This window comes from Sphingomonas dokdonensis, assembly GCF_002197685.1.
GTDB lineage: Bacteria > Pseudomonadota > Alphaproteobacteria > Sphingomonadales > Sphingomonadaceae > Sphingomonas > Sphingomonas dokdonensis.
Genome location: NZ_NBBI01000001.1, coordinates 477,899 through 503,856, shown reverse-complemented (window position 1 = coordinate 503,856; position 25,958 = coordinate 477,899). Strand labels below are relative to the sequence as shown.

Below are 25,958 nucleotides of genomic sequence, written 5' to 3'. Positions count from 1 at the left end.
AAATCCATGACATTGTTGCAGACCACGACCGCGGGCAGCCTGCCCAAGCCCGCCTGGCTGGCCGAACCGAACACGCTCTGGGCGCCGTGGCGGCTGACGGGCGACGACCTGGTCGCCGGCAAGCAGGACGCGCTCCGGCTGGCTGTCGACGATCAGCGCCGCGCCGGCATCCACATCCTCGGCGATGGCGAGCAGACGCGCCAGCATTTCGTCACCACCTTCGTCGAGCATCTCGCCGGCGTCGACTTTGAAAAGCGCGAAACGGTCCGCATCCGCGATCGCTACGATGCCAGCGTGCCAACGGTGGTCGGCGCGGTGGAGCGTCCGCAGCCGGTCTTCGTGGAAGACGCCGCTTTCCTGCGCGCGCAGACCGATCAGCCGATCAAATGGACGCTGCCCGGTCCGATGACGATGATCGATACCCTGTACGACGCGCATTATCGCACCCGCGAAAAGCTCGCTTGGGAGTTCGCCACCATCCTCAACCAGGAGGCACGCGAGTTGGAGGCCGCCGGCGTCGACATCATCCAGTTCGACGAACCCGCCTTCAACGTCTTCTTCGACGAAGCGAACGACTGGGGGATCGCCACGCTTGAACGCGCGGCCGAGGGGCTGCGCGCGGAAACGGCCGTCCACATCTGCTACGGCTATGGCATCGAAGCCAACACCCAATGGAAGAAGACGCTTGGCAGCGAATGGCGCCAGTATGAGCGCACCTTTCCCAACCTGCAGCGTTCGACCATCGACATCATTTCTCTCGAGTGCCAGAACTCCCGCGTGCCAATGGACTTGATCGCGCTGGTCAGGGGCAAGAAGGTGATGGTCGGCGCCATCGATGTCGCGACGGACGCGATCGAGACACCGGATCAGGTCGCACAGACGTTGCGCGCCGCACTCCGCTTTGTCGATGCGGACAAGCTGTATCCGGCCACAAACTGCGGACTGGCCCCGCTTGCCCGCCACGTCGCACGCGGCAAGCTGAAGGCGCTGGCGGACGGTGCGTCGATCGTCAGGCAAGAGCTTCTCTCGTAAAAGGCAGACGAGCCACCGGGGCCGGCGTCGCCCCGGTGGAACAGCCATCGTCGGCAAGCGCTTCAACCTTACCCATCTGGAGCTCACCGATGTCCGAAACCGATCGTCGTACCTTTGTCGCCGGCGCGGCCGCACTGACGGCAGCAACGGCCACTGCTGCCGCCGCACAGGCCAAAAAGGACCCGAAAGCGGCCACTACTGCCGCGGCAGCGGCCTATCCCAAGCCCCCTTTTCCGGTTCAGCGCCAGCCTTGGCCAGGCCTTGCCTCCAAGATGAATCCGCGCCCGGATCATGGCGAGAAAAGCTATCGCGGTTCGGGCAAGCTGGCGGGCAAGAAAGCGCTGATCACTGGCGGCGACAGTGGCATCGGCCGCGCCGCAGCGATCGCCTATGCGCGCGAAGGTGCCGACGTCGCCATCAACTATCTCCCCGCAGAGGAACCCGACGCCCGCGAAGTTATTGCGTTGATCAAGGCGGAAGGGCGCAAGGCCGTCGCCATTCCAGGCGATCTTCGCGACGAACGCTTTTGCCGCACGCTCGTGGAGCAGGCAGCAACGCAACTCGGCGGCCTCGACATCCTCGTCAACAATGCCGCGCGCCAGCAAACGCGCCCCGGCATCGCCGATATCTCCAGCCAGGACTTCGACGACACGATGAAGACCAATGTCTATGCGCCCTTCTGGCTGACGAAGGCGGCACTGGAGCGCATGGAATCTGGCGCTGTCATCGTGAATACGTCGTCTGAACAGGCAGGCGACCCGTCGAAAGATATTGTGGACTATGCGATGACCCGCGCTGCCGTGCTGAACTTCACCAAAGGCATGGCAAAGCAGCTCGCGTCGCGCGGCATCCGCGTCAACGCGGTCACGCCGGGACCATTCTGGACGCCGCTTCAGGTCAGCGGCGGTGCCACGCCCGAGAAGCAACGCACCTTCGGCGAGTCCGCGCCGCTTGGTCGGCCCGGCCAACCAGCGGAAATCGCGGCGCTTTACGTCGCCGCTGCCGATCCGGCGCTCAGCTTCTCCACCGGCCAGGTCTTTGGCGCAACGGGCGGCAACGGCCAACCTGGCTGACGCGCTTCGGTTGCGTGTACAAGCCGCATGGTACGTGACACTTGAAGGTCGGCTTGCAACCTCAGTGTCACGTCACCTCCATGGAAAAGACGCACACATCCACTAATCGGAGTGACCATCAACGCGATCCGTGAACTATTGTCCGGAGAAGAGTGATGGCCAGCCAAGCTGTTTTTCCCCAAGTCGCGCGCGCGCACGGCCATGATATTTCGTTCGGGGCGCCCGCCACTTTGCCTCGTTGGCTGACCGATGATGACGATACCTCGGAAAGTGAACGCCGCCGCACGCGTTATCGCACGATCTTCATCTCCGATCTTCACCTCGGAACTGCCGGCTGCAATGCAACGCTCCTCCTCGACTTTCTGAAAAGTCACGAATGCGACACATTGTATCTGGTCGGCGATATTGTCGACGGCTGGGCACTACGCCGGGGTTGGTTCTGGCCGCAAAGCCATAACGATGTGGTGCGCGCCATCCTCAAGATGGCCAAACATGGCACCCGCGTCATTTACATTCCCGGGAATCATGACGAGCATTTCCGCGACTATACGGGTCTTGAGTTCGGCGGCATCGAACTGCTTGACGAAGACATCCACGTCACTGCTGACGGCCGCCGCCTGCTGGTGATCCACGGCGATCAGTTCGACAATGTCGTGCTTTATCAGCGCTGGCTCGCCTTTCTTGGCGATCATGCTTATACGTTGCTGTTGAAGAGCAATCGGTCGGTAAATTGGGTTCGCCGCAGGTTTGGCCTGCCCTATTGGTCGCTCGCCGCGCACATGAAACGGCGGGTCAAGAATGCCGTCGCCTTTATTTCGCGCTTCGAAGAGGCGCTTGCGCATGCCGCGGCCGAGCGTCACGTCGATGGCGTCGTATGCGGGCACATCCACTGCGCCGAGATCCGCCGCTTTGGCGATATCACGTATTACAACGACGGTGATTGGGTGGAAAGCTGCACGGCGCTGGTCGAAACGGCGGATGGCACGCTCTCGATCATAGACTGGGCAGAGCAGCACCGTGAACAGACCGTCACGGCTCGCCGTGCGCCGGCAATCGTGGCGGTGCCGGCATGAGGATCGCGCTCATCAGCGATGCCTGGGCGCCGCAGGTAAACGGCGTCGTCCGCACCCTCACGGCAACTGCCGACCAGTTGCGCCATATGGGGCACGACGTGCTGCCGATCACACCGGGCGCCTTTCGTACCATCCCCTGCCCCAGCTATCCCGAGATCCGGCTGGCGGTGTCCCCCCGGCGCAGCGTGACCCGCGCGCTGGACCACGCCGACGCAGACGCCATCCACATCGCCACCGAGGGACCCTTGGGCTGGGCTGCACGCCACTGGTGCCTGGAACGCGGCCGGACGTTCTCGACCTCCTTTCACACCCGCTTCCCTGACTATCTCGCGGTTCGCACCGGCCTGCCCACCAGCCTCTTCTGGGGCGCGCTACGGCGCTTCCACCATCCAGCCGCCCGCATCCTGGTCGCGACATCGTCCCTGGAGGCGGAGCTACACGCACAGGGGCTCGTGCACTGCCACCGGTGGAGCCGCGGCGTGGACGTGCAGCTTTTCAGCCCGGAGGGCGCCCCACTGCCCGAGCTTGCCGACCTGCCACGGCCGATCCAGCTTCACGTCGGCAGGATTGCACCGGAGAAGAACATCCAGGCATTTCTCGCGGCGCGCACACCCGGCACAAAGGTCGTAGTCGGCGACGGCCCTTCGCTGGCGGCCCTGAGGAGCCGCTGGCCGGATGCACTGTTCCTCGGCCCGCTGTACGGCGACCGGCTCGCCGCGGCTTACCGCAGTGCCGACGTCTTCGTCTTCCCCAGCAGAACCGATACGTTCGGGCTGGTTATGATCGAGGCGCTGGCGAGCGGCACACCGATCGCCGCCTATCCCGTCCCCGGACCGCTCGACGTCGTTACCCCGAAAGCCGGCGCGCTGCACGATATGATTGAACTAGCCATCTCGGCCGCACTGACCCGTGATCGCGCCACCTGCGCCGCGATCGGCCAGGCATTCAGCTGGGCTCGCTCGACTGAGCAGTTTCTTGATGGACTGATCACACGCGGGGTCGCCCAAGCTGCCTGACGACTTGAGCGCCCAGCTCTGCTGCCCATCAGCTTTCATCTTCCCCAGCGACCTTGATGTCCTTCTTCAACAGGGCGCTAACATAGATGCGCTGAACAAGAACGAAGATCACCACCGTCAGCGGCGCGGACAGCAGCACGCCCATGAAGCCGAACAGCAGCCCGGCAGCAACTACCGAGAACAGCAAAACCGCGGGGGGTACGTTCACCGCATGCTTCTGAATCATCGGCTGCAGAAAATTGCCCTGGAGCTGCTGAACCAGCAGAAACAGGATCACCGTCCACAATGCAGTTGCGGGCGACACGGTAAACGCCAGCAGCACCGCAGGAACCCCCGAGATGATCGGGCCGACCATCGGAATCACATCGAGCAAGCCTGCAATCAGGCCAAGCCCGACCGACGCCGGCACCCCCAGAAGCGTCAGTCCACCCCAGGTAAGTACAGCCACGACCAGCGAGGACACAGCTTGGCCGACCATCCAACCGCGCAAGCCGCGGGATGCGTCATCCAAAGCCGACTCCGCCGTTGCCTCTGCCTGTTGAGGAATTAGCAGCAACAAGCCGCGTCGATACACTTTGGGGTCGCTGGCGATGAAGATGGCGCCGACGAAGATCAGAACGAAGTTCGCGACGCCGTTCCCCACCGTGACTGCATAGCCGCCGACCTGCGACACGAATTTGGAGACATCCCCGGTACCGGTCTGAAGCGCGTCGCGCGCCGGCGCACCGAGGCCTACCCGATCGAGCAATCCGCGTACCTGTTCGATCGCGCGTGGAATGCTGTCGCGAATAGTATCGAACTGACCAGTCAATTGCGTGCCGAACAACGTGAACACGCTGGCGAAGACCGCAAGCAAGGCGACCACCGACAGCGTCAGTGCAAAGCCGCGCTTGATGCCGGTGAAACGTTGAACCGCACCGGTCATGGTGTCGAAAATCACTGCAAGCACCAAAGCGGCGAACACCATCAGCAGGAAGTCGGTCAGCGTCGTCAAAAGCCAGGCGACGCCCAGAACGGCAATCACGGTTACGGTTGTCGCGGCGACCTGCGCTTGGCTGAACGAGCGATTGCGTACCGGCTCGTGGCCGGGCTGGTCGCCCGCCAAGACCGCGCTATTCGGCATGGCCCGGTTCCTCATGTCACTTTTTTGTAGATCGTGAGGCCAAGCACCGCGAGCACGACCGCGATCGCCACGGCAATCCAGAACAGGATCTTCGCCACACCCCACGCGGCCCCGGCAAGACCGCCAAAGCCAAGCACCCAGCAAATCAGCGCGATAACCGCGAATATGGCAGCGCCCTTAAGCACGCGTCTTCCCCTTTTCGTTGCAGCGGCATGGCCGTCAATCGCGAGCACAACGTGGCGGATAGGCGTTAGGTCCGCTCAGACCGATCAGTTCGCGCGGCAAATGAGAACCCGCACAACTTTATTGCGAATTTTCGGTGGCACTCGGTTCCATCACGCCCGCGCGAGCGTTGTGGTTTGGTAAGCTTGCCTGTGAGGACGTTTGACCGCCTATCTACATGCGATCGGAACGGCAGTTCCACCGCTCGACGTCCATGAATTCTTCATCGCATGGGCGCGACGACGGCTGGCCGGAACGCGGGAGGCGGCTTTGTTTGACCGAATGGCGAAGCGTGCCGGCATCACCCACCGCTGGTCGGTGCTGCCGGAGGGTCTGGATCCCACGGCCGCGACGGGCTTGTACGAGGCCGATCGCTGGCCGGGCACCGCTACCCGCATGGCCATTTACGCCCAGGCAGCGCCTGTTCTCGCACTGCGCGCAATCGACGATCTTGCAACAAAACAGTCGCTCGACGGGGTCACGCATCTGGTGGTGGCAAGCTGCACCGGCTTCGTTGCGCCGGGCATCGACCAAATCGTTGCCGCAAAACTCGGCCTGCCGCCGTCGACCGAGCGGACCCTGATCGGCTTCATGGGTTGCTATGCGGCCGTCGCGGCGCTGCGAACGGCCCGGCACATCGTGCGCTCCGAACCGAGCGCCAAGGTGCTCGTGGTGACGGTCGAGCTTTCCACCTTGCATCTTCAAGCGACCAGCGATCTTGAAGCATTGCTGGCCATGCTTCAGTTCGGCGACGGCGCCGCGGCGGCGCTCGTCACCGGCGACCAAAGCGGCTTTGCGCTCGGATCAACCTTCGCAACCACCCTGCCCGATAGCGCAGAGCTGATCCGGTGGGACGTCACCGATCATGGGTTCGCCATGCACCTGTCGGGAGAAGTGCCGGGCAGGATAGCTGCGGCGCTGGCCGATCGGGACTTCGTACGCGCCATCACGGGTGGCACGCCGCCAGCGGACATAGACGGGTGGGCGGTTCACGCTGGCGGCCGTTCGATCCTTGACGCCGTTGAGCGATCGCTTGACGTGCCCGAGCAGGCGTTGGCAGCCTCTCGAGAGACATTGTGGGAGAATGGCAACATGTCGTCCTCCACGCTGATGTTCGTTCTGGCTCGGCTGCTCGATGGGCTGCCCATCCGGCAAGGTGTTGCGCTTGCCTTCGGGCCGGGGCTCGCGGCCGAAGGCTTCCGCTTTGCGAGCGTGACGTGACCCTCGCCACGAGGCTCCACGCCGATGAGTTGATGGATGCCGACGATCTCGATCCCGCCGTTTATGCCGCGGTCGTCGCCGATCTTGCGCGCGTAAACACCGTCACGCTCGCGCCGCGACCTACCCTCGCTTTTCTGGGCCGCGCCGCCCGCGGTCGCTCCCGACTGCGCATCTTGGACGTCGGCTTCGGCGACGGCGACATGCTCCGCCGAATCGAGCGCTGGTCTGCGCGACGGGGTCTTGCCGTCGATCTCGTCGGGGTCGATCTGAACCCGCGCAGCGAAGCGGCGGCACGCGAGCATACGCCCTCAGGCTCATCAATACGTTGGCTCACCGGAGATTACGCCGACCTAGCGGATCAACCATGGGATGTGATCATTTCCAGCCTCGTCGCGCATCACATGACCCGCGAGCAGCTGATCGCCTTTCTTCGCTTTATGGAGGCCCATGCTGCAATCGGCTGGTTCGTAAACGATCTTCTGCGACACACCTTCGCCTATCGCGGCTTTCCGCTGCTGGCGCGCCTTGCCCGTTGGCACCCCATGGTACGCCACGACGGCACGATGTCGATCGCGCGATCGTTTCGACCGGCAGATTGGCAGGAACTGCTGGCCGAAGTCGGCATTTCTGACGCGAGCATCCAGCGCAATTTCCCATTTCGGCTATGCGTCGAACGCCTGCGCTGATCGTCGGCGGCGGACCGGCAGGCGCCAGCCTGGCTATATGCCTGGCGCGATCGCGTATGCCGCACCTCCTAATCGAACGAACGCGCGAGACGGGTGATGCGCTGTGCGGCGGGTTTATGAGCTGGCACATGCTTGCCATGCTCGAACGCCTCGGGATCGAAGGGGCCGCGCTCAATCCGAATTGCATCACCCATGTTCGGCTGCTGACACGCGACGGCATGGCCGAGGCGCCGCTTCCGGCCCCCGCTCGCGCCGCTTCCCGCTTCAGGCTGGACAGCCTGATGCTGGCGCATGCGGCCAAAGCCGGCGCAAGAATCGAGCGCGGTATTGGCGTGCGTGCGATTGACGGAAGCGTCGCAAGGCTTGAGGATGGCGCCGAGATCGACGCGGAAGCATTGTTCCTCGCTAGTGGCAAGCATGACACGCGCGGCCTGGCGCGCCCTGCAGAAGCGCGCGGCGACGATCCGACGCTTGGACTGCGGGTGCGCCTGTTGCCTGGCTCGGCATTGGATCGACTAGTCGGCAACGCAATCGAGCTGCACCTGACGCGCGACGGCTACGCCGGGCTGGTCAGGCAAGAGGATGGCAGCGGCAACCTGTGCATGGCCGTGCGGCGGTCGCGATTGCAGTCAGCCGGCACCCCCGAGAAGCTGCTTCATGAACTTGGCGCCGAACTACCTCTGCTTGGTGAGCGCCTCGCGCTGCGCATGCCTAACAGCCCGATCGATGCGGTGGCGAACGTTCCATACGGCTGGCGCGCGACCACAGCGTTACCGGGCGTCTTTCGGCTCGGCGATCAGGCCGGGGTCATCCCGTCGCTCGCCGGCGAAGGAATGGCGATCGCGACGGCCAGCGGTATGGCGGCTGCGGAGGCCTATCAAAGCGGCGGTTCCGCAGCTGCACAATCTTTTCAGCGGCGCTTCGCCGCTCGATTGCACCGACCGGTCAAGATCGCGTCACTGGCCTGGCATGCGGGCGAGCAACCGTGGCTCGCCGCAATGGCTGTCCACTTGGCACGCCGCGCGCCCGCCCTTCTTCCCCTGCTCGCCCGCGCGACCAGAGTTTGAGGGCGAACAGCGGATCAACAATCTTGCCGCGTGTCACAGCAGCGTCGCATCCTCGTCATGCCGATGACGCCGCAAGCCTCTACTGACCGCCAGGTCATTGGAGGATCTCGTGCTACGTATTCCGCTTTCCGCTGCGCTTCTTACTTCCGCATCGTTCCTGGCCGCGCCCGCATTTGCTCAAGCATCCGTGCAAGACCCGAGTGCCACGCCGACCGAGGACCCGCGCGACAGCAATGACATCATCGTCACCGCGCAGAAGATCGAGCAGCGCGCGCAGGACGTGCCGATCACCATTTCGGCCGTCACGGGTCAGCGCATCAGTGAGTTGGGCGTCGGCGATCTGGACGAGCTGTCGAACTACATTCCCGGCCTGAACATTCAGGAGCAAAGCGCCAACAATCCCGGTATCGTCATTCGTGGCATCACGTCGGACTCCGGCTCGTCGCAGCAGGGGCCACGCGTGACGCTTTATTATAATGGCGTCGACATCTCGCGTTCACGCGGCTCGTACCAGGCGATCTACGATCTTGAGCGCGTAGAGGTCATCAAGGGACCACAGGCGACGCTCTTCGGCACGGCCTCGGCGGTCGGTGCGATCAGCCTGACCTCCGCGCGCCCACGCCCCGGCTTTTCCGGTGCGCTGACAGCAGGCTACGGGAACTTCGATCAGACGTTGCTGTCCGGCTACGTGAACGGCGGGTCGGATGTCTTGGCGGCTCGCGTCGCGTTCGAGTGGAAGACGCGCGACGGCTACGTCAAGAACCTGTCGCCGCGCCAGGAACGCGATCTGTATGCACAGGATCAGCTCGGCATCCGCGCGTCCCTGCGCTACACGCCGACGGACGACCTTACCGTCGACCTGATCGGCACGTTCGACCGTCAGGACAATGGCGGCACACCGTTCATCTCGCGCGCGCTGCCGACGGAGGATGGTCCGGGCAACCCCTTCGGCAATGCGAACCTTGGCGGCTCACCCCTCTCCGCGCAGGTGCTCGGTAACGACCAGCTTGGCCTCAACCGCAAGGTGTACGATGGCAATCTGACCATCAGCTACGACTTTGCCGACAACTGGAACTTCACCACCGTCAATGGCTATCGCAATTTCGACAGCCGTGAGGTGTTCGACGCCGACGGTTCCGCCGCTTGGTGGCTTGAATTCGCCGAGATCGCGAAAGGTTGGCAGGCCAGCCACGAAGGTCGCTTCACCTATGTTGATCCGAGCTGGCGCGCCTCGTTCGGCTGGAACGTTTTTCTTGAAGACAATTCGCAAAACGTGCCTTTCTCGTCTGAAGAAGGCACCTTCATCCAGTGCCTGACACGCGCCTTGCCGCTAGGCTGCGTCAACGCCAGCGGCGTGGTGACGGCGGCACAGGCCACACCCACGCTGACGGGCGGTGCGCTGACGCAGATACCCTATGCCTCGGTGTTCGAAAACCAAGGTAAGAACGACAGCTATTCGGTGTTCGCCGACACCACTTGGATCCCGACGCCAAAGCTTGAGCTGACCGCCGGCGTTCGGGTTCTGATCGAAAAGCGTCGCTCCGGCTATTTCGCCAATGTGCCGGTGCCCGTGCTGCCGGGACTGCTGCCCGCCCCGCTGCGAGCGCAGCTTCTCGCCGGCCTGCCGAGCCTGGCGCTCTCGCTGGTGCCTGGGCAGGTGGATACGGCGGGCCAGACCTTCACTGCCGAGCAAAGCTACGCGGCCGTGCTGCCCCGCTTCAACGCGCTATATCGACTGACACCGGAGGTGAACGTCTATGGCACGATCTCGAAAGGTCGCCGATCGCCGGTCGTTCAGCTGAACGCCGCGCGGGTCGGCGGTCGCCCCGTCGCGAACCGCCAACTGGTGCCGGAAGAAGTCGTCTGGAACTACGAAGGCGGCATCAAGGCGGCGTTAGGCAAGGTGTCCGGGTCGCTTGGCGTCTTCTACCAGAAATACGATGGCTTCCAGGTCAGCGTGCTTCAGCCCAACGGCACCAGCCTTACGCAAAGCGCCGGCACGGCGAGCAATTTGGGCGTCGAGGCGGAGCTGAACGTGAAGCCGACGCGCTGGCTTAGCCTGTTCGGCAACGTCGGCTGGATCGATGGCGGCGTCGACAAGAACAGCAGCTTTGCCCCGCAGTTCTCCGGGGCGCGCTTCCGACTGCAACCAGAATGGCAGGCGGCGGGCGGCTTCACCATCGACGCGCCGATCAGCGACGGCGTTCGGCTGTTCGCCACCCCCAGCATCACGCATCGCAGCACGATCTTTTTCGAACTGCCCAATCGGCCTGAAATCTCGCAGGGTCCGGTGACGCTGGTGAACGTCCGCGCCGGCGTCAGCTTTGGTCAGGATCGCTTCGAGCTATCAGCCTTCTTGCGCAATGCCTTCAATGAGGACTTTCTGCTCGATGCCGGCAACACCGGCGGCAGCTTCAGCGTGCCAACCTTTATCCCGGGCGAGCCGCGCTTCTACGGCGCTCAGCTGACCGCCCGTTTCTGATCGGATCGACTGATGACGGAAAAAACAGGCAAAGCGGTGATGGGGCGGCGTGGCGCCTTGGCACTGATCGGCAGCGGAGCAGCGCTTGCGCTGCCCGCCACGCTGGAGGCGCAGGAAACGCCAGCATCGGCATTCGAGCATGGCGTGGCGAGTGGTGATCCGGCGGCGGACGGTGCCGTGCTATGGACCCGCGTGACCCCCGCGCAGCCGATCGACGAGGTGGCACTGACATGGCACGTCGCGACCTCCGCAGAGGGCAAGCCGGTGAAAAGCGGCCGCGTTCTCGCGCGCGCTGCCGCAGACCATACCGCGAAGGTGGAGGCGACGGGGCTTCAGGCAGGACACGATTACTGGTTCTGGTTCACCACGCCGGCAGGACAGCGGTCACCAACAGGTCGCTTTCGCACCTTGCCCGTCGGCGCGGTAGAGGACGTGGTGCTAGCCGCCGTCTCGTGCCAGCTGTTCCCCGGCGGGCTCTTCAACGCTTATGCTGACATCGCGGCGCTGGATCGGATCGATGCGGTCGTTCACCTGGGCGATTACATCTACGAATACGGTGCCGAGGGATATGGCGGCGACATCGGCAAGAAGCTCGGCCGCCTGCCTGATCCCCCGCATGAGATCGTCTCACTGGCGGATTATCGCCGCCGCCACGCTCAGGTGAAAAATGATCCCGATATGCAGGCGGCGCACGCGCGCGCGGCGTTCATCTGCGTGTGGGACGATCACGAGGTCGCCAACGACGGCTGGGTCGGCGGTGCGGAAAATCATGATCCCACGACCGAGGGCAGCTGGGAGGTACGCAAGGCTGTCGCGATGCAGGCGTATTTCGAATGGATGCCGATCCGCGAGTCCCGGCGCAAGCTCGGGCGGGCAGCGATCTACCGCAGCTTCGAGTTCGGCAACCTTGCGACGCTGGCGATGATGGAGACGCGGCTCCTCGCCCGATCCGAACAGGTCGCACCGAAAGGCAGCGCGCCCGGTCCGGAGCAGTTCGGCGCGGCGCTGGCGCAACGTGCCCGGCCCGACCGCGAGCTGCTCGGCGGGGAACAGCAACGCTGGCTAGAAGATGTTCTCGCCCGCTCGGTTCAGGCCGGCAAGCCATGGCAGCTCTTGGGCAATCAGGTGATCATGGCGCGCGTCGCAGGCCCCGATCCCGAGCAAATTGACGATGGCGGGAAGCTCGCGGCGATGCTGGCGGGCCTTCCGGCGGCATTCCGCGACAGGATGCAGCAGGCGGTTCTGAGCTATCGCGCGGGCCTGCCGTTCAACCTCGACGCGTGGGACGGATATCCCGCCGCCCGGGCGCGCCTGTACGCCAATTTCCGCCGGGCTCGCACGCAGCCGATCGTGCTGTCGGGCGACAGCCATGCGGCCTGGACGAACAACCTTTATGACGATGCCGGCGCGCTGGTCGCGACAGAGTTTGGAGCCACTGCCATCACAAGCCCCTCCTACGGCTCGATTTTGCCGGGGCTTGGCGCCACCCTTGCCGCGACGAACCGCGAAGTGGTGTTCTGCGATCAGAACATGAAGGGCTATACGCTTGTTCGCCTAACCCCTGAGCGGATGGTCGCGGAGCATATTGCCGTTTCCACGATCTTCGCCAAACCGTTCGAGCGGCGCATCGCGTCCCGCCACGAACTTGTTGCAGGGTCCCGTACAGCTCTTACCTGAAGTATAGGTGCTGCGGGGCCGGCACCGATGCTTGCAGCGCATCGGCGCTGGCTGGTCAGCCTGCTGAACGACGTGGAGTCGCGCGCGCACCGTTGCGGCTGAGGTGAGCATCGCGCAGCCCAGCCGCAGCCACTGCTATCAGGCGATTTTTGGCGTCGGGCAGATCATAGTTGAAGCAGTTGTTATTCGTTTTGGCGCCGCTTCGCCTGACGCCCGCGAGCGTGATGGCGAGCGCCCCGGAAAGAAAGTGGCAGCTCCACAATATGTCTTCTGTTCGACACGAAGGCTGCGCTTTTCTCAGCAGGCAGATCAGCCGCACCATCACCGGTTCGAAATAGGCATCGAGCAACGCCTCTCCGCCGGTGCGAGCGGCGGTTACTCGCGCTCCGAGCGCGCCAAAGTGGCGCCAGCCCCGGTCGTCCAATCGCCCGTTCGCGGGTTCGGCGTCGAGGTACGCATGCAAGACGCCCTCGATCGTCAGATCGCCCGCATGTTCCTGCTCATAACGGTTCAAGGCTGCCAGCCGGCGCTCACTGGTCAGCGGTGTGCGCTGATCGAGCACGGCATGGAAAAGATCCTGCTTGTCACGCACGTAATAGCGCAGGAGCGAGCTGTGAACGCCGACGTGCTCCGCAACGTCTTTAAGCATCACCTGATCGATGCCGCGTTGTGAGAAAAGCTCTTCGGCAGCATCCAGGATCCGATCCATGGTTGCATTGTGCTGCTTCGCCATCGGATGATGTGGCGAGGAGCGTTTATCCGTCTTGGTCATGCCAGCCCCGATTTGCAGGCCCGCTGCGCCGCGACAGCGCGGGGCACATATTGACACGTCGAGGTCAGCGTGGGGGCTCGCGTTGCGCGAAGTCTCGGACGAGGTTTCACGCCTGTATGTCGACTACCCGCGTCGCGCTGCTACTGCCACGCTCCATGACGGGTACGATCAAAGCCCCGCACAGCCGTCCCGCTGTCGGAAAGGCCGGCTTGCGATCGCAGGCCGGCCTTGATGGTCTTCAGAACTTGAACCCCGCTGCGATACCATACCGCCGCGGTTCCAACGTGAAAATGTTGGTAAACAGGCCCGAAGATTGATCGGTCAGGTAAAGACCCGTTGTCGCATTGTTGTCGAACAGGTTCTGGATGAAGCCTCGGACGAACCAGCGTTGATCCATGCCGTTCAGCTGAATCTGGGCATTCACCTGCTCGTAACCCTCGATACGATTAATCCGACCGTTGAAGATGTTGCCGTAACTATCCCCGGTGTAGGTGAGGTCGGCACGGGGAACCAGGCTCATACCGTTCGCAAAGTCGAACGTCTTCTGGACACCGGCCGAGAACTTGACCACGGGTGCCTGCGGCAATTCATTGCCCTTCAGGCTGACCCCGATCCCTTCCAGCACCGTAATTGCGCCGGCGGTACCAGCGGATGCGCCGGTCAGCACCGAGCAAAGGCCGAACGCGCCGGTTGCCGCACCCAGATTAGCGTCGCCCGGGAATGCCGCGGGCCCGCGCAGGCCGAGCGCCGAGTTGACCCCGGCAACAAAAGCCTGCGCTGTGGCCGGACCTCCGGCATTGGCACGGACAACGCAGTTCGATCCGTTTCCGATGTCTTTGATGATGACGGTATTCGGATTACCCCCGGAGACGTCCCGCTGATTGATGAACGGTGCGTCCGACGTCACCTTTGTGTTCAGGTAGCTTGCACCGAAGTTGATGGCCCAGCCAGGACCGGGTCGAACGATGGATTCCAGCTCGACGCCCCAGATATCGGCATCGATATTATCGTTGATCGACGTTCTTGCCACAATTCTGCTGAGTTGCAGGCCCTTGTACTTGTAATAGAAGCCAGTAAGATTGAGCGTCAGTGCCCCATCGGCGAACGTATTTTTCGATCCGATCTCGAACGCATTGATGATCTCTGGCTGGAAAGCGTCGGGAACTGTCAGGCCGGGCACCTGCACCGGCGGATTGAAGCCACCCGATTTGTAGCCGCGTGAATAAGACGCGTAGAGTAGATTGTCATCAGTGATCTTGTAATCGACCACGGCGCGTCCGGTAATCTCGTCAAACGTACGTTCACGCACCGCATAGGGCTGGATATCCGCAATCACCGGATCAGCGTCGTACAGCGCAGCGCGCGGCGCATCGAATGCGCTACCGGTCTGTGTGTACGGTACGCCAAAGCTTGCCAGGGTCGAGCGAGAGCGAACGAACTTCTTATCGTTATTGTACCGTGCGCCGAGCGTCAGCTTCAGCTTGTCCGAAAAGTCGAAGTAGGTTTCGCCGAAGATACCGTATGATTTGAGCCGGAACAGGTCGGTGTTGCTGCGGAAGAAAGGCGTCGCGGAGAACTCGGGTGCTCGCCCGGCACCCAGTGCACCGATCGTTCCGAGAATACCGGCCACGTAGTCGATCGCGAACGCGTTGACATAATAGTCGCCGTCCCGAACCTTGGCATCGACGTAAATGCCGCCGAGCAGGAAGTTGAAAATCCCGTCGAAATCAGAGGAAATGATCGCCTCGGCTGACCAATCCCGCGTCCGTTGAACCGAGCGATCATAGGCACTCGGTATCGGTCCGCAGCGGCTGAACCCGCCGTAGACCCCCAAACCCGATTTCTCCGGCAATGAGGTGCACAGATCGCCCTGCGGGCCGTTCGGAATCAGCGCGCGTGCGATCGGCTGGAAATAGGCCGCCGGAAGCCCGGGCAACGCGCCTGCCGCGGCTGCCGACAGCGTGTTGAGGGTCGGCTGAATTAGGGAGCGATTGCTGACGCCAAGGTTATAATCCTGTGACGAGTCAACCGTCGTTTCATGGTAGAAGCCGGTCAGTTGCGCCTTCATCGGCCCGAAATTATGCTCGATCCGCCCCTGCAGCGTCAGTTCATCCGTCTTGTAGGTCGGCGTGAACGCGGTAAATACTTCACGCGGATCGTTCAGCACCGGGTTTCCCGCATAGCCGTCCTGCCCGTAAAGGCTGCCCAGGCCGAAGGCATTGCCGAGTGCTGGGCTGGCAAAGGCGATCGACAGGAACTCGCGGCTACCCAGCGTGCCGGTGAAAGTGGAGTTGGTGTTGGTTCGCCCTCCGTCACGGCGATTGTTCAAGCACCCAAGCACACCGGTCGGATCGGTCTGGCACAATTGCTTCTGAATACGGAGGCGATCGTCGTTTTCCTTGAAGTAAGACGCCAGAAAATCGACGGAGGTGTCGATCGAGGGCTCCCAACGGATGGACCCGCGCACAGAGTACATGTCGCGGCCGTCGATGCGGCTGTTGTTGAAGGTGTTCAGCGTGTAACCGTCGCGATTCAAGTAGAAGCCCGCCAAGCGCACTGCGAGCGTGTCGCCCAGCGGCACGTTGATCATCGCCTTGCCGCGTATCGAGTTGTAATTGCCGTATTCCGCCTCGCCTGAGGCGGCGAAACGATCGGTCCGCGGCTTGGCCGTGATGAAGTTCACCACGCCCGAGGATGCCGAACGCCCGAACAGCGTGCCTTGCGGACCGCGGAGCACCTCGACGCGTTCGAGATCGAAATATTCCGTTTCGAAAATGCGGGTGGCCAGCAGCGGCGAGCCGTTCAGGTGAATAGCAGTCGCCGCGTCGCAGGAAATGCCGACGCACAGATCGCCAATACCGCGGATGGTAAAGCTCGCCCCTGAGAAGTTACCTTTCGAAAAGGTGACGTTGGGCAAGGTCAACTGAAGATCGGAAGCATTGTCGATCTGTTGCGCTTCGAGCGCAGCAGCGGAAAATGCACTTACCGCGATCGGCACTTCCTGCAGCGTTTGCGATTGGCGCTGCGCCGTGACGATGATGTCCGCAGCATATCCTACGTTGTTCGACGATTGGGTAGTAGTTTCTGTTTGCGCCGGCTGTGCGCCCTGTGTTGCCGTTGCATCTGCTGGGGCGGACTGCGCCGCCGCTAGTTGCGGCGAGAGCGCAACGAGCGCCATTGCAGTTGCGCCAAGCAAGCTGGTTTTATGCATTGCAATCCTCCCCAAAGGACCGTGCCGGCTTGAACCAGTCTACGGTTTTCGTTTTGCAATCCAAAGCTGCGCCGCCGATGCCGCGCCGTCAAGCCACAATAATGACAATATTATGGACGTATCCGTCAAAGTCGAAATGGTACGTGACCAACTGCTACAAACAGCTTTTCCCTAAGCAGCGAATCTCATTCATTTAATGGGATTTGTAGAAGCGGACATCATGTCCGGAGCGGTAAGCTTAAGTAGTTATACGCAACCGTAAGCTGTACTTCCCTATGCTGCGTTGCAAGCACCTGTGTGCTGCAGTGCCAGAACGTCCAAATTGGTGATTGAGGGGGCCAAGTGGCAGCCTCTTACAACGGTGCAATGCTACCGTTCCGGCCGCAAACAGCACACTTTTGGCCGCGCCATTAACTGACGCGGCCAGCTTGCTGATCTCGGCAAGACGCTGCCGCAGCGCGGCATTGCAGCAGGTGCGCTAATGCACCTGCGATCAAGCTTTAGGGGGCGGCGACATCCCGATCTCAGCCAAGACGCGTGCGGTATGTTCACCGGGGCTGGGCACCGGATCCATGCGAGCGTCGGTCTGTCCCGGCGGCAGCAGCGCAGGAACAGCGCCGGCCTGCGTCTGCACCTCGCGCCACCGCTGACGAGCAGCCAATTGGCGGTGAGACCACAGGTCGGCCATCTGGTTCACGGCAGCATTGGCGATCCTCGCCGAGTCCAACGCCGCAACCACCTCCGTTGTCGGCTGCTTACCCAACACCGCAGTAATCGTTTCGGCGAGTGCCGCCCGGTTCGTCGAGCGTGCGGAATTGGTCGCGAACAACGGATTGGCGGCCAGCGTCGGCATGCGAAGAACGTTGTCGCAGAACGACGTCCACTCCCGCTCGTTCTGGATGCCGAACAGCACCACGCCGTCGGCCGTTTCGAATGGCCCGTAGGGGTAAATGGTGGCGTGCGCCGCGCCAGTGCGCGGCGGCTGCGGCGCGCCGTCAAAGGCATAATATAGCGGAAAGCTCATCCACTCGGCCATCGCCTCGAGCATCGATACGTCGATATGGCGGCCCTTGCCGGTCCGCCCCCGCTCGATCAGCGCGGCAAGAATGTTGGTATAGGCATACATGCCAGCCGCGATGTCCGCGATCGAGCAGCCCGCCTTCACCACCTCGTCGGGCGTGCCCGTCACCGAGAGGAATCCCGATTCGGCCTGGATCAGCAAGTCGTACGCCTTGCGATCGCGATCCGGCCCGTTCTGACCGAAGCCGGAAATTTCGCACAGGATCAGCCCCGGATGCCGTTCCGCCAGCGTCGCGGCGTCGAAGCCCATGCGCGCGGTCGCACCCGGCGCCAGATTCTGCACCAGCACGTCGGCCTTGGCGACCAGCCGACGCAGCGCCTCCACACCATCTTCGCTCTTCAGGTCGAGCGCCACGCTCTCCTTCGACCGGTTGGTCCATACGAAGTGCGAGGCAAGGCCGTTCACCCGCTCGTCATAGGCGCGGGCGAAATCGCCGGCACCCGGCCGCTCCACCTTGATGACGCGTGCGCCAAGGTCGGCGAGCTGCCGCGTCGCAAATGGCGCGGCGATCGCATGTTCCAGGCTGACAACAGTGATCCCTTCGAGCGGGCGCATGGCTCCCGTCCCTCCCCGTTTGACAATCGTTCGTGGCACGTCGGATGGCGCCCTTTTCCCGCGGAAGGGCGCCGCTCCGCCTTATTTCTTGAACATGTACGTCTTGGTGTTGGTAAATTCGGCCAGACCCTCCTGACCGTTTTCCACGCCCATGCCCGACTGCTTGTGCCCGCCGAACGGCACGTCGATGCCGTGAATGTGAATCTCGTTCACCCAAACGGTGCCCGTCTCCAGCCGCTTGGCGACCGCGATCGCCGCATCGCGATCACGCCCCCATACCGAACCGGCGAGGCCGAACGGGCTGTCGTTCGCCTTCGCGATCACCTCCTCCACATCGTCGAACGCGATGATCGGCAGGATCGGGCCGAACGGCTCCTCCTTGACGATGCGGCTGTCCTCCGGCGGATTGTCGACGATGGTGACGGGCACGAAATTGCCCGCGAGGCTTTCGTCGATCTCGCCGCCCAGCGGCACGGCATAGCCGTTCGCCTTCACGTCGGCGAACAGGTCCTTCAGCTTGCCGAACTGCATCTTGTTCTGGATCGGCCCGAGGCCCGTTGCCGGGTCCATGCCGTCGCCGACCTTCACGTCCTTGGCATAATCCACGAACGCCTTCACGAATGCCGCGTGGATCGAGCGGTGGACGTACAAGCGCTTGGACGCGATGCACCATTGGCCCGAATTGCCGAACGCCGCCCAGAACAGGGTCGGGATCAGCGGCTGCCAATCGGCGTCCGCCAGCACGATCGCGGCATCGTTGCCGCCCAGTTCAAGCGTGATCCGCTTCAGGTTGGTCGAACCCGATGCCATTACCTTCTTGCCGGTCGCGGTGGAGCCGGTGAAGCTGATCTTGGCGATGTCGGGATGCTCGGTCATCTGCTGGCCGAGGTCGTTACCGCCCGACACGATGTTGAGCACACCGGCCGGGAATATCTGCTGCGCGATCTCGCCGAAACGCAACGTGCACAGCGGCGTGTACGGCGACGGCTTCATCACCATGGTGTTGCCGGTGACGAGGCATGGCGCGACCTTCCACAGGCCGAGCAGCACCGGGAAGTTCCACGGCGTGATGGCACCGACGACGCCGAGCGGCGTATGGTGCACCTCCACGACATGCTCGTCGGTATCCTCGATCACCTCAACCGGCAGGCGCCGCTTGCCGACCTCCCGTACCCAGTGGATCGCCGCCTCGACCTCGCCCGTCGCCATCGAGTGGCGCGGCTTGCCCTGTTCCTGCGTAAGAAGCGTGATCAGCTCCTCCTTGTGCGCCTCCAGCGCGTCGGCATAGCGCTCGATCAGCGCGCCGCGCGCGTCGGCGTCCATCGCCGACCAGGCCGGGAATGCGCGCTTCGCTGCCGCGATCGCCGCTTCCATATGCTCGGCCGTGCCTTCGGGCGCCTGCGCCAGCACCGCATTGGTCGCCGGGTTGAAGACGTCGAAGCTCTTGTTGGTCTCGACCAGCTTGCCGTCGATCGACAATGCGTAGGGGCCGGCGAAATCGACCGTGACGGTGCTGCGTTCCAGGGTATCCGCGCTCACGTCTGTTCTCCTAAAGTGATGATGGTTGAGCGATCAGGGTGTCAGGGCCGCACGATCGGCTTCAGCACCCGGCCGGTCTCGGAATCCTCGATCGCCTGGTTGATCTCTTCCAGCGGGTAGAAGCGGACCAGCCGATCAAAGGGGAAGCGACCCGCGCGCCACAATTCGATCAATTGCGGGATGAATAGCTGCGGCACGCTGTCGCCTTCGATGATGCCGCGCACGGTGCGGCCGAACAGCAGGGTGTTCATGTCGAGGCTGGCAGTGACGCCCATGTCGGCCGCGCCGATCAGGCCGCACATGCCCGGAATGCACAGTGCCTCCACCGCCTGCACCAGCACCTTGGCGACGCCGGTGCATTCCAGCGTGAAATCCGCGCCGCGCCCGTCGGTCGCCTTTCGGATCTCCTCCACCGCATCGGCGCTGCCGCCGTTGACGACGTGCGTCGCGCCAAGCTCCCGCGCGAGCTCGAGGCGGGTATCGTGCAGGTCGACGACGATAATCGTGGTGCAGCCAATCGCGGCCGCCGCCATCACCGCGGAAAGCCCGACGGAGCCCGCGCCGAAGATCGCGATCGACGCGCCGGCATGCGGCTTCAGCACGTTGAGCACCGCGCCCGCTCCGGTAGAAATGCCGCAGCCGAGCGGCCCCATCATCTCCAGCGGCACGTCCTTGCGGATCTTCACCGCGTTACGCTCGGTCGCGATGGCGTAGGTGCCGAAGCTCGACTGTGCGAAAAAGGCGCTGCCCAGATCGTGGCCGTGATGGTCACAGATCGCCTGGCTGCCATCCATCCGCGCGCCCTTGAAATTGCGATCGTAGAATTCGACGCAATAGCCCGGCTTGCCCGCCTTGCAGTTCCCGCACGCCCCGCAATGGCCGAAGGCAAGCACGACATGGTCGCCGACCGCGAGCGTGCGCACGTTCTCACCCACCGCTTCCACCACGCCCGCGCCTTCATGGCCGGCGACCAGCGGCAACGGCACGGGATAGCCCTGGTCGCGCACCACCATGTCGGTGTGGCACACGCCGGTACCGACGATGCGGACCAGCACTTCGTCTGCCTGCGGCGCCCCGAACGTCACGGTTTCCACCGCGAGCGGCGAGGCCTTTTCGCGGATGACCGCTGCTTTGCCTTCCTTCATGTGTCGTCCTTCCGTTCAGACCGAGCGGCCGCCGTCGACCGGCAGTTCGACGCCCGTGATGTAGTCGGCGCTGGCGAGGTACAGGGCGGCCTCCGCCACGTCGGCGGGCTCGCACAGGCGGCCGAGCGGGATGGAGGCGAGGAACTTGCCGCGGTTCTCCGGCGTGTCCTCCATGCCCATGAAGTCGGCGAGCATGCCGGTCACGCCCATCACCGGTGCGATGGCGTTGACGCGGATGTTCATCGGCGCGAACTCGACCGCCAGCGCCTTGGACAGGACGTTGGTGGCGCCCTTCGATCCCGCATACCAGCTGAGCCCCGGGCGCGGACGGATGCCGGATACCGACCCGACGTTCAGGATCACGCCCCCGCCATTGTCGCGCATCGCGGGCACCACGGCCTGCACCATCAGGTAGATGCCCTTGATGTTGACGGCGAGGACGCGATCGAACGTTTCCTCGTCCACTTCGAGCGCGGGCTGGTTCTTGTGCGTGTAACCGGCGTTGTTGATGACGATGTCGGGTACGCCGAACCGTTCGGTCGTGGCGGCTACGACGGCTTCGATATCGGCGCGCTTGCTGACATCCGCACGCAGTGCGATCGCCTTGTCGGCCCCGATCGCGTCGGCGACGCCCTGCGCCTTGTCGAGGTTCAGATCGACGATCGCGACCCGCGCGCCCCGGTCGGCGAAGCGGTGCGCCATCGCCTCGCCGAAGCCGCTCGCCGCACCCGTGATCAGCGCGGTCTTGCCGTTCAAATCCATTTCACTCTCCTGGGGAAACTTGACGTGCCGCCGCTCAGCCGTGGTTGAGCACCATCGTCTTGGTCTTGCTGAAATCGTGAAGGGCGGCGAAGCCCTTTTCGCGCCCATGCCCACTCTTGCCGGCGCCGCCGAACGGCAGCTCGATGCCCGCCCCAGCGCCATAGCAATTGACGAACACCTGGCCGGCACGAACCTTCTTCACCATGCGCATCTGTCGCCCGCCGTCGCGCGTCCAGACCGCCGCAACGAGGCCGTAATCGGTATCGTTGGCAAGGCGCACGGCATCGGCTTCGTCGTCGAACGGCAGCACGGTCAGCACCGGGCCGAACACTTCCTCGCGCGCGATGACATTGTCGCGGGGTACCGGGCCGAGCAACGTCGGCTTCACGTAAAAGCCATCGGCGGCGATGCCGTCGGCCAGCGTGCCTTCCGCCAGCACCGCAATGCCGTCCGCCCGCGCCTGATCAAGGAAGCTCTGCACGCGCCCCTGCTGCTTGGCGGTGATGATCGGACCACAGTCGAGATCCATGTCGGGCGCGCCGACGCGCACCTTGGCGAACGCCTCGGCGAGCCGCGCGACAAACGCGTCATGCGCGGAACGCTCGACCAGCAGGCGGCTGCCCGCGGAGCAGGTCTGGCCGCTGTTCTGGACGATCGCCTTCACGATCACCGGGATTGCTGCGTCGAAATCCGCATCGGCAAACACGATCTGCGGAGACTTGCCGCCAAGCTCCAGCGTGCAGGTGATGTAATGGTCCGCGCACAGCTTCTGGATGATCTGCCCGACTTGCGGCGAGCCGGTGAAGGACATGAAGTCGACGCCGTGATGCGCGGCCAGCGCCGCGCCGGCGGTCGCGCCACGCCCGGTGACGATATTGAGCGCGCCTTCCGGAAAGCCGGCCTCAGCGGCCAGTTCGGCGAGGCGCAGCGCACTGGCCGATGCGTCCTCGGCGGGCTTCAGCACCGTGGCGTTGCCGACCGCAAGCGAGGGCGCGAGCGTGCGGCCGAACATCTGCGCCGGGTAGTTCCACGGCAGGATGTGGCCCGTCACGCCGTGCGGTTCGTGGATCACGCCGACGTGATAGCCGGACAGATACGGAATGGTCTCGCCATGCAGCTTGTCCGCCGCGCCGCCGTAGAATTCGAAATAGCGTGCGAGCGCGACGATGTCGGCATCCGCCACGCTCTTGGGCTTGCCAGTGTCCTTGGCTTCGATCGCCGATAGCTCGGCGGCATTCGCTAGGATCAGGTCGCCGAGCCGCGTCAGCATGCGTCCGCGTTCCGTCGCGGTGGTCCGGCCCCACGCGCCGTCGTCGAACGCGCGCCGGGCGGCACGTACCGCAAGATCGACATCGGCATCGCTACTGTCGGGGATCGCGCCAAACGCCTTGCCCGTCGCCGGATCGATCGCCGGCAACGTCGCATCGGTCTGCGGATCCACCCAGGCGCCGCCGATGAAGTTGCGGCTGAAATCGACCTTCATGTCACTCTCCGACTCTGACGCGGTGCACGTCCGGCATCATCTTGGTTACGGAGATAGGCGGAGCATACCATAACGTCTAATAGCGGCTTCGTGCGTTTTCGATTAGATTGAGATATGGAACTTCGACACCTTCGATACGCGCTGGCGATCGCGGAGGAGCGGCACTTCACCCGCGCCGCTGCCCGGCTAGGGATCGGCCAGCCCCCGCTCAGCCAGCAGATCAAGCAGCTGGAACAGGAACTTGGCGTGCAATTGTTCCACCGCCTGACGCGCGGGGTGGAGCTGACGGATGCCGGCAAGGCGTTCATGCCACTGGCGCAGGCGGCGGTGACCGCGGCAGAGCAGGCGGCGCAGGCGGCGAAGCGTGCCGCGCGCGGCGAGATCGGCGCATTGACGATCGGCTTCACCAGCTCGGCCTCGTTCAACCCGCTCGTGCCGCGTATCATCGGGCGCTTTCGCGAGCGCCATCCCGACCTGACGATCCGCCTGGTGGAGCAGACCACCGTGCGGCTGCTGGAGGCGATGGCGGACGGGGGGCTGGACGTTGCGTTCCTGCGTCCCGCGCTTGGCGAAACTGACGGATTGGTGACGCGGCGCTTGCCCGACGAAGACCTGTGGGTTGCCCTGCCGGCGCGCCACCGGCTTGCGGGCCGCACCAGCGTCGCGCTGGTCGATCTCGCCGGCGATCCGTTCATCCTCTATCCGCGGGCCAACGGCCGGCTGCTGTACGACAGCATCATCGCCGCCTGCCGCAACGCCGGCTTCTCGCCACGCATCGCGCAGGAGGCGCCGCAGATGGCGTCCACCGTCAACCTGGTCGCCGCGGGCGTCGGCGTCGCGCTGGTGCCGGAATCGATGCGTCAGCTTCATGCGCAGGGCGTGACCTATGCGCGCATCTCGGGCGACGGCCCCAAGGCGCAGCTCGTCGTCGCGCATCGTCGCGATGGACCGTTGCCGCCGGCGGTGCGCAACTTCATGAGCTGCGTCACCGCCGACGATTAGCCGATCATGCCGCGCCGGCGATCAGCTTGGCGCCGCGATAGCCGATCAGGATCGATGGCGCGTTGGTGTTGCCGGTGGTGATCGTCGGCATCACCGATGCGTCCGCCACGCGCAGCCCCTCGATTCCGTGTACGCGCAACTGCGGATCGACCACCGATCCTTCGTCGGTGCCCATCTTCGCCGTGCCGACCGGATGGAAGTACGTCGACACGGATTTCTGCAGAAACCCGCGGTAGCTCGCCGGGCTGTCCGCTGCCGCACCCGGCAGCAGTTCGGCCTTGCGGATGTCCTTGTACGCGTCGCTGTTGCCGATCGCGCGCGCAAGATCGGTTGCGGCCTTCAGCGCCACCATGTCCTGCTCGACCGCCAGGTAGTTGGGATCGATCAGCGGATCGACACGCGGGTCCGCGGACATCACCGTTACCGCGCCGCGCGATTTCGGCCGCATCACGCCGCACAGGATCGCATAGCCATGCTGCTGCTGGAGATTCAGCTCCTTGGTTGCGAAGGGTACGCTGACATAAAGCGCGTTGATGTCCGGCACCGGCTGCGATGGCGCGGACTTGGACCAGAAATACACTTCCGAGTGATTGTAGTTGGTCGGCGGTACCGGCCGCTTCGCCTCGAAGTTGACGCCGGCGCCCAGCACATGGTCCTGAAGGTTACGCCCGACGCCGGTCAGCGCCGCGACTGGTTCGATGCCCAGCTTCCGCAAATGTGCCGGATCGCCGATGCCGGACAGAGTCAGCAGCTTGGGCGTGATGATCGCGCCGGCGGACAGGATCACTTCCTTGTTCGCCCGCACCGTCACCGGCTTGCCCGCGTGAAGATACTGGACGCCGACGCAGCGCCCTTTTTCGATCACCAGCTTCAGCACCGGCGCTTCGGTCAGCACCGTCAGCTTGGCCCCTGCTGCCATCGCCGGGCGCAGAAACGCCACCGCGCTGTTCTGCCGCTTCCCGGCATGGACGGTGAAGTTCACCCAGGCCGGCCCCTCCAGCGTGCCGCCGTTGAAATCCTCCGTCTCCTTGTAGCCGAGCGACTTCGCGCCTTCCATGAAGGCGACCGCGCCTTCGTGACCCTTTGCGGGGTCAGGCCGCGTGACATGGAGCGGGCCGCCGGCGCCGCGCAGCGCGCTTGCCCCGCCCTGCCAGTCCTCCAGCTCCTTGTAATCCGGCAGGACAGCGTTCCAGTCCCAGCCGGTCGCCCCGTTATAGGCCCAGTCGTCATAGTCCTGCGTCGATCCTCGGCAGTAGATCATGCAATTGATGCTGGAACAGCCGCCCAGCCCCTCGCCGCGCGGATAGGGCACCACACGGTTTTGCGCATGGGTCTGCGGCGTGGTTTCGTAGGTCTTGGTAAACGGCGACGCGAGCGCAGCGGGCCATTGCGACGGGTCGGTGACGAGTGGAGTCTGGTCCGACAAGCCAGCCTCCAGCACCAGCACCGACGCGCCGGTGCGCTGCGCCAATTGCCCGGCCAGCGTGGCGCCGGCGGAGCCCGCGCCAATCACGATATAGTCTGCCGCCTGCGGAGCGGCGGCCTGCCGGGTGGATTGCGCCCACGCCTTGCCGCCGCCGATCCACAATGCATCCGCCAGCGCAAAGGCTGCGCCGGCCGCCATCGCGCGGCTCATGAAGCCGCGGCGGTCGATCGCGCCGGCGGCATGGTCGCGCATCGCCGCGTCGAGGCGGCGGGTGTCGAGAATGTTCCTCATCTGCCTCTCCCCTATTCTA

20 protein-coding genes are annotated in these 25,958 nt (G+C 63.9%); 10 read left to right on the top strand and 10 right to left on the bottom strand.

Annotation, left to right across the window (positions count from 1 at the left end):
• The first annotated feature begins 6 nt into the window (after positions 1-6).
• The 4 genes from SPDO_RS02405 (at position 7) to SPDO_RS02390 (ending at position 4,194) form a co-directional block, all read left to right on the top strand.
• The gene (locus SPDO_RS02405) at positions 7-1,032 is read left to right on the top strand and encodes a methionine synthase (protein ID WP_211279975.1); all 1,026 of its coding nucleotides are present in this window, start codon (positions 7-9) and stop codon (positions 1,030-1,032) included.
• Positions 1,033-1,121: 89 nt separating this feature from the next.
• On the top strand, positions 1,122-2,105 hold the full coding sequence (locus SPDO_RS02400) for an SDR family oxidoreductase (protein ID WP_169716231.1): 984 nt from the start codon (positions 1,122-1,124) through the stop codon (positions 2,103-2,105).
• Between the two features lie 155 nt (positions 2,106-2,260).
• The gene (locus tag SPDO_RS02395) at positions 2,261-3,178 is read left to right on the top strand and encodes a UDP-2,3-diacylglucosamine diphosphatase (protein WP_088365827.1); all 918 of its coding nucleotides are present in this window, start codon (positions 2,261-2,263) and stop codon (positions 3,176-3,178) included.
• Positions 3,175-4,194 (top strand): glycosyltransferase family 4 protein, encoded by a 1,020-nt coding sequence (locus SPDO_RS02390; protein WP_088365826.1) that lies wholly within the window; start codon positions 3,175-3,177, stop codon positions 4,192-4,194. The genes SPDO_RS02395 and SPDO_RS02390 overlap by 4 nt, the downstream gene beginning before the upstream one ends.
• Positions 4,195-4,222: 28 nt before the next feature.
• Here SPDO_RS02390 and SPDO_RS02385 read toward each other — a convergent pair whose 3' ends face one another.
• Together SPDO_RS02385 and SPDO_RS02380 are read right to left on the bottom strand one after the other, a co-directional pair.
• On the bottom strand, positions 4,223-5,317 hold the full coding sequence (locus tag SPDO_RS02385; RefSeq protein WP_088365825.1) for an AI-2E family transporter: 1,095 nt from the start codon (positions 5,315-5,317) through the stop codon (positions 4,223-4,225).
• 11 nt (positions 5,318-5,328) lie between these two features.
• Positions 5,329-5,550: a DUF1328 domain-containing protein gene (locus SPDO_RS02380; RefSeq protein WP_425441909.1), complete on the bottom strand. Its 222-nt coding sequence runs from the start codon at positions 5,548-5,550 to the stop codon at positions 5,329-5,331.
• A 151-nt stretch (positions 5,551-5,701) separates the two neighbouring features.
• On the opposite strand from SPDO_RS02380, the gene SPDO_RS02375 reads away from it, so the two are divergent.
• From SPDO_RS02375 to SPDO_RS02355, 5 genes are all read left to right on the top strand, one after another.
• On the top strand, positions 5,702-6,760 hold the full coding sequence (locus tag SPDO_RS02375; RefSeq protein WP_088365823.1) for a type III polyketide synthase: 1,059 nt from the start codon (positions 5,702-5,704) through the stop codon (positions 6,758-6,760).
• The gene (locus SPDO_RS02370; protein ID WP_088365822.1) at positions 6,757-7,446 is read left to right on the top strand and encodes a methyltransferase domain-containing protein; all 690 of its coding nucleotides are present in this window, start codon (positions 6,757-6,759) and stop codon (positions 7,444-7,446) included. Before SPDO_RS02375 ends, SPDO_RS02370 begins: the two co-directional genes overlap by 4 nt.
• Positions 7,425-8,513, top strand: coding sequence for an NAD(P)/FAD-dependent oxidoreductase (locus tag SPDO_RS02365; RefSeq protein ID WP_088365821.1), 1,089 nt, complete (start codon positions 7,425-7,427; stop codon positions 8,511-8,513). Before SPDO_RS02370 ends, SPDO_RS02365 begins: the two co-directional genes overlap by 22 nt.
• Positions 8,514-8,631: 118 nt before the next feature.
• The gene (locus tag SPDO_RS02360) at positions 8,632-10,995 is read left to right on the top strand and encodes a TonB-dependent receptor (protein ID WP_088366332.1); all 2,364 of its coding nucleotides are present in this window, start codon (positions 8,632-8,634) and stop codon (positions 10,993-10,995) included.
• Positions 10,996-11,007: 12 nt separating this feature from the next.
• Complete coding sequence (locus tag SPDO_RS02355) at positions 11,008-12,672, top strand: alkaline phosphatase D family protein (protein WP_088365820.1); 1,665 nt, start codon at positions 11,008-11,010, stop codon at positions 12,670-12,672.
• A 55-nt stretch (positions 12,673-12,727) separates the two neighbouring features.
• Here the strand turns inward: SPDO_RS02355 and SPDO_RS02350 are convergent, their stop codons facing one another.
• The 7 genes from SPDO_RS02350 to SPDO_RS02320 all read right to left on the bottom strand — a co-directional run bounded on the left by SPDO_RS02350 (position 12,728) and on the right by SPDO_RS02320 (position 23,220).
• The gene (locus SPDO_RS02350; RefSeq protein WP_088365819.1) at positions 12,728-13,444 is read right to left on the bottom strand and encodes a TetR/AcrR family transcriptional regulator; all 717 of its coding nucleotides are present in this window, start codon (positions 13,442-13,444) and stop codon (positions 12,728-12,730) included.
• A 238-nt stretch (positions 13,445-13,682) separates the two neighbouring features.
• Complete coding sequence (locus tag SPDO_RS02345) at positions 13,683-16,655, bottom strand: TonB-dependent receptor (protein WP_088365818.1); 2,973 nt, start codon at positions 16,653-16,655, stop codon at positions 13,683-13,685.
• Positions 16,656-17,148: 493 nt separating this feature from the next.
• Complete coding sequence (locus SPDO_RS02340; RefSeq protein WP_088365817.1) at positions 17,149-18,291, bottom strand: CaiB/BaiF CoA transferase family protein; 1,143 nt, start codon at positions 18,289-18,291, stop codon at positions 17,149-17,151.
• Positions 18,292-18,372: 81 nt separating this feature from the next.
• Positions 18,373-19,830: an aldehyde dehydrogenase family protein gene (locus tag SPDO_RS02335; RefSeq protein WP_245829001.1), complete on the bottom strand. Its 1,458-nt coding sequence runs from the start codon at positions 19,828-19,830 to the stop codon at positions 18,373-18,375.
• A 41-nt stretch (positions 19,831-19,871) separates the two neighbouring features.
• On the bottom strand, positions 19,872-20,975 hold the full coding sequence (locus SPDO_RS02330; RefSeq protein ID WP_088365816.1) for an NAD(P)-dependent alcohol dehydrogenase: 1,104 nt from the start codon (positions 20,973-20,975) through the stop codon (positions 19,872-19,874).
• Positions 20,976-20,990: 15 nt separating this feature from the next.
• Positions 20,991-21,737, bottom strand: a complete 747-nt coding sequence (locus tag SPDO_RS02325) for a glucose 1-dehydrogenase (RefSeq protein ID WP_088365815.1) — start codon at positions 21,735-21,737, stop codon at positions 20,991-20,993.
• Between the two features lie 34 nt (positions 21,738-21,771).
• Positions 21,772-23,220: an aldehyde dehydrogenase family protein gene (locus tag SPDO_RS02320; RefSeq protein ID WP_088365814.1), complete on the bottom strand. Its 1,449-nt coding sequence runs from the start codon at positions 23,218-23,220 to the stop codon at positions 21,772-21,774.
• Between the two features lie 114 nt (positions 23,221-23,334).
• Here SPDO_RS02320 and SPDO_RS02315 point away from each other — a divergent pair, with 114 nt between their 5' ends.
• A complete protein-coding gene (locus tag SPDO_RS02315) occupies positions 23,335-24,222 on the top strand; it encodes a LysR family transcriptional regulator (RefSeq protein ID WP_088365813.1) in 888 nt (295 codons plus the stop codon).
• 4 nt (positions 24,223-24,226) lie between these two features.
• Here the strand turns inward: SPDO_RS02315 and SPDO_RS02310 are convergent, their stop codons facing one another.
• Positions 24,227-25,939 (bottom strand): GMC family oxidoreductase, encoded by a 1,713-nt coding sequence (locus SPDO_RS02310; protein WP_088365812.1) that lies wholly within the window; start codon positions 25,937-25,939, stop codon positions 24,227-24,229.
• Positions 25,940-25,958 lie beyond the last annotated feature (19 nt).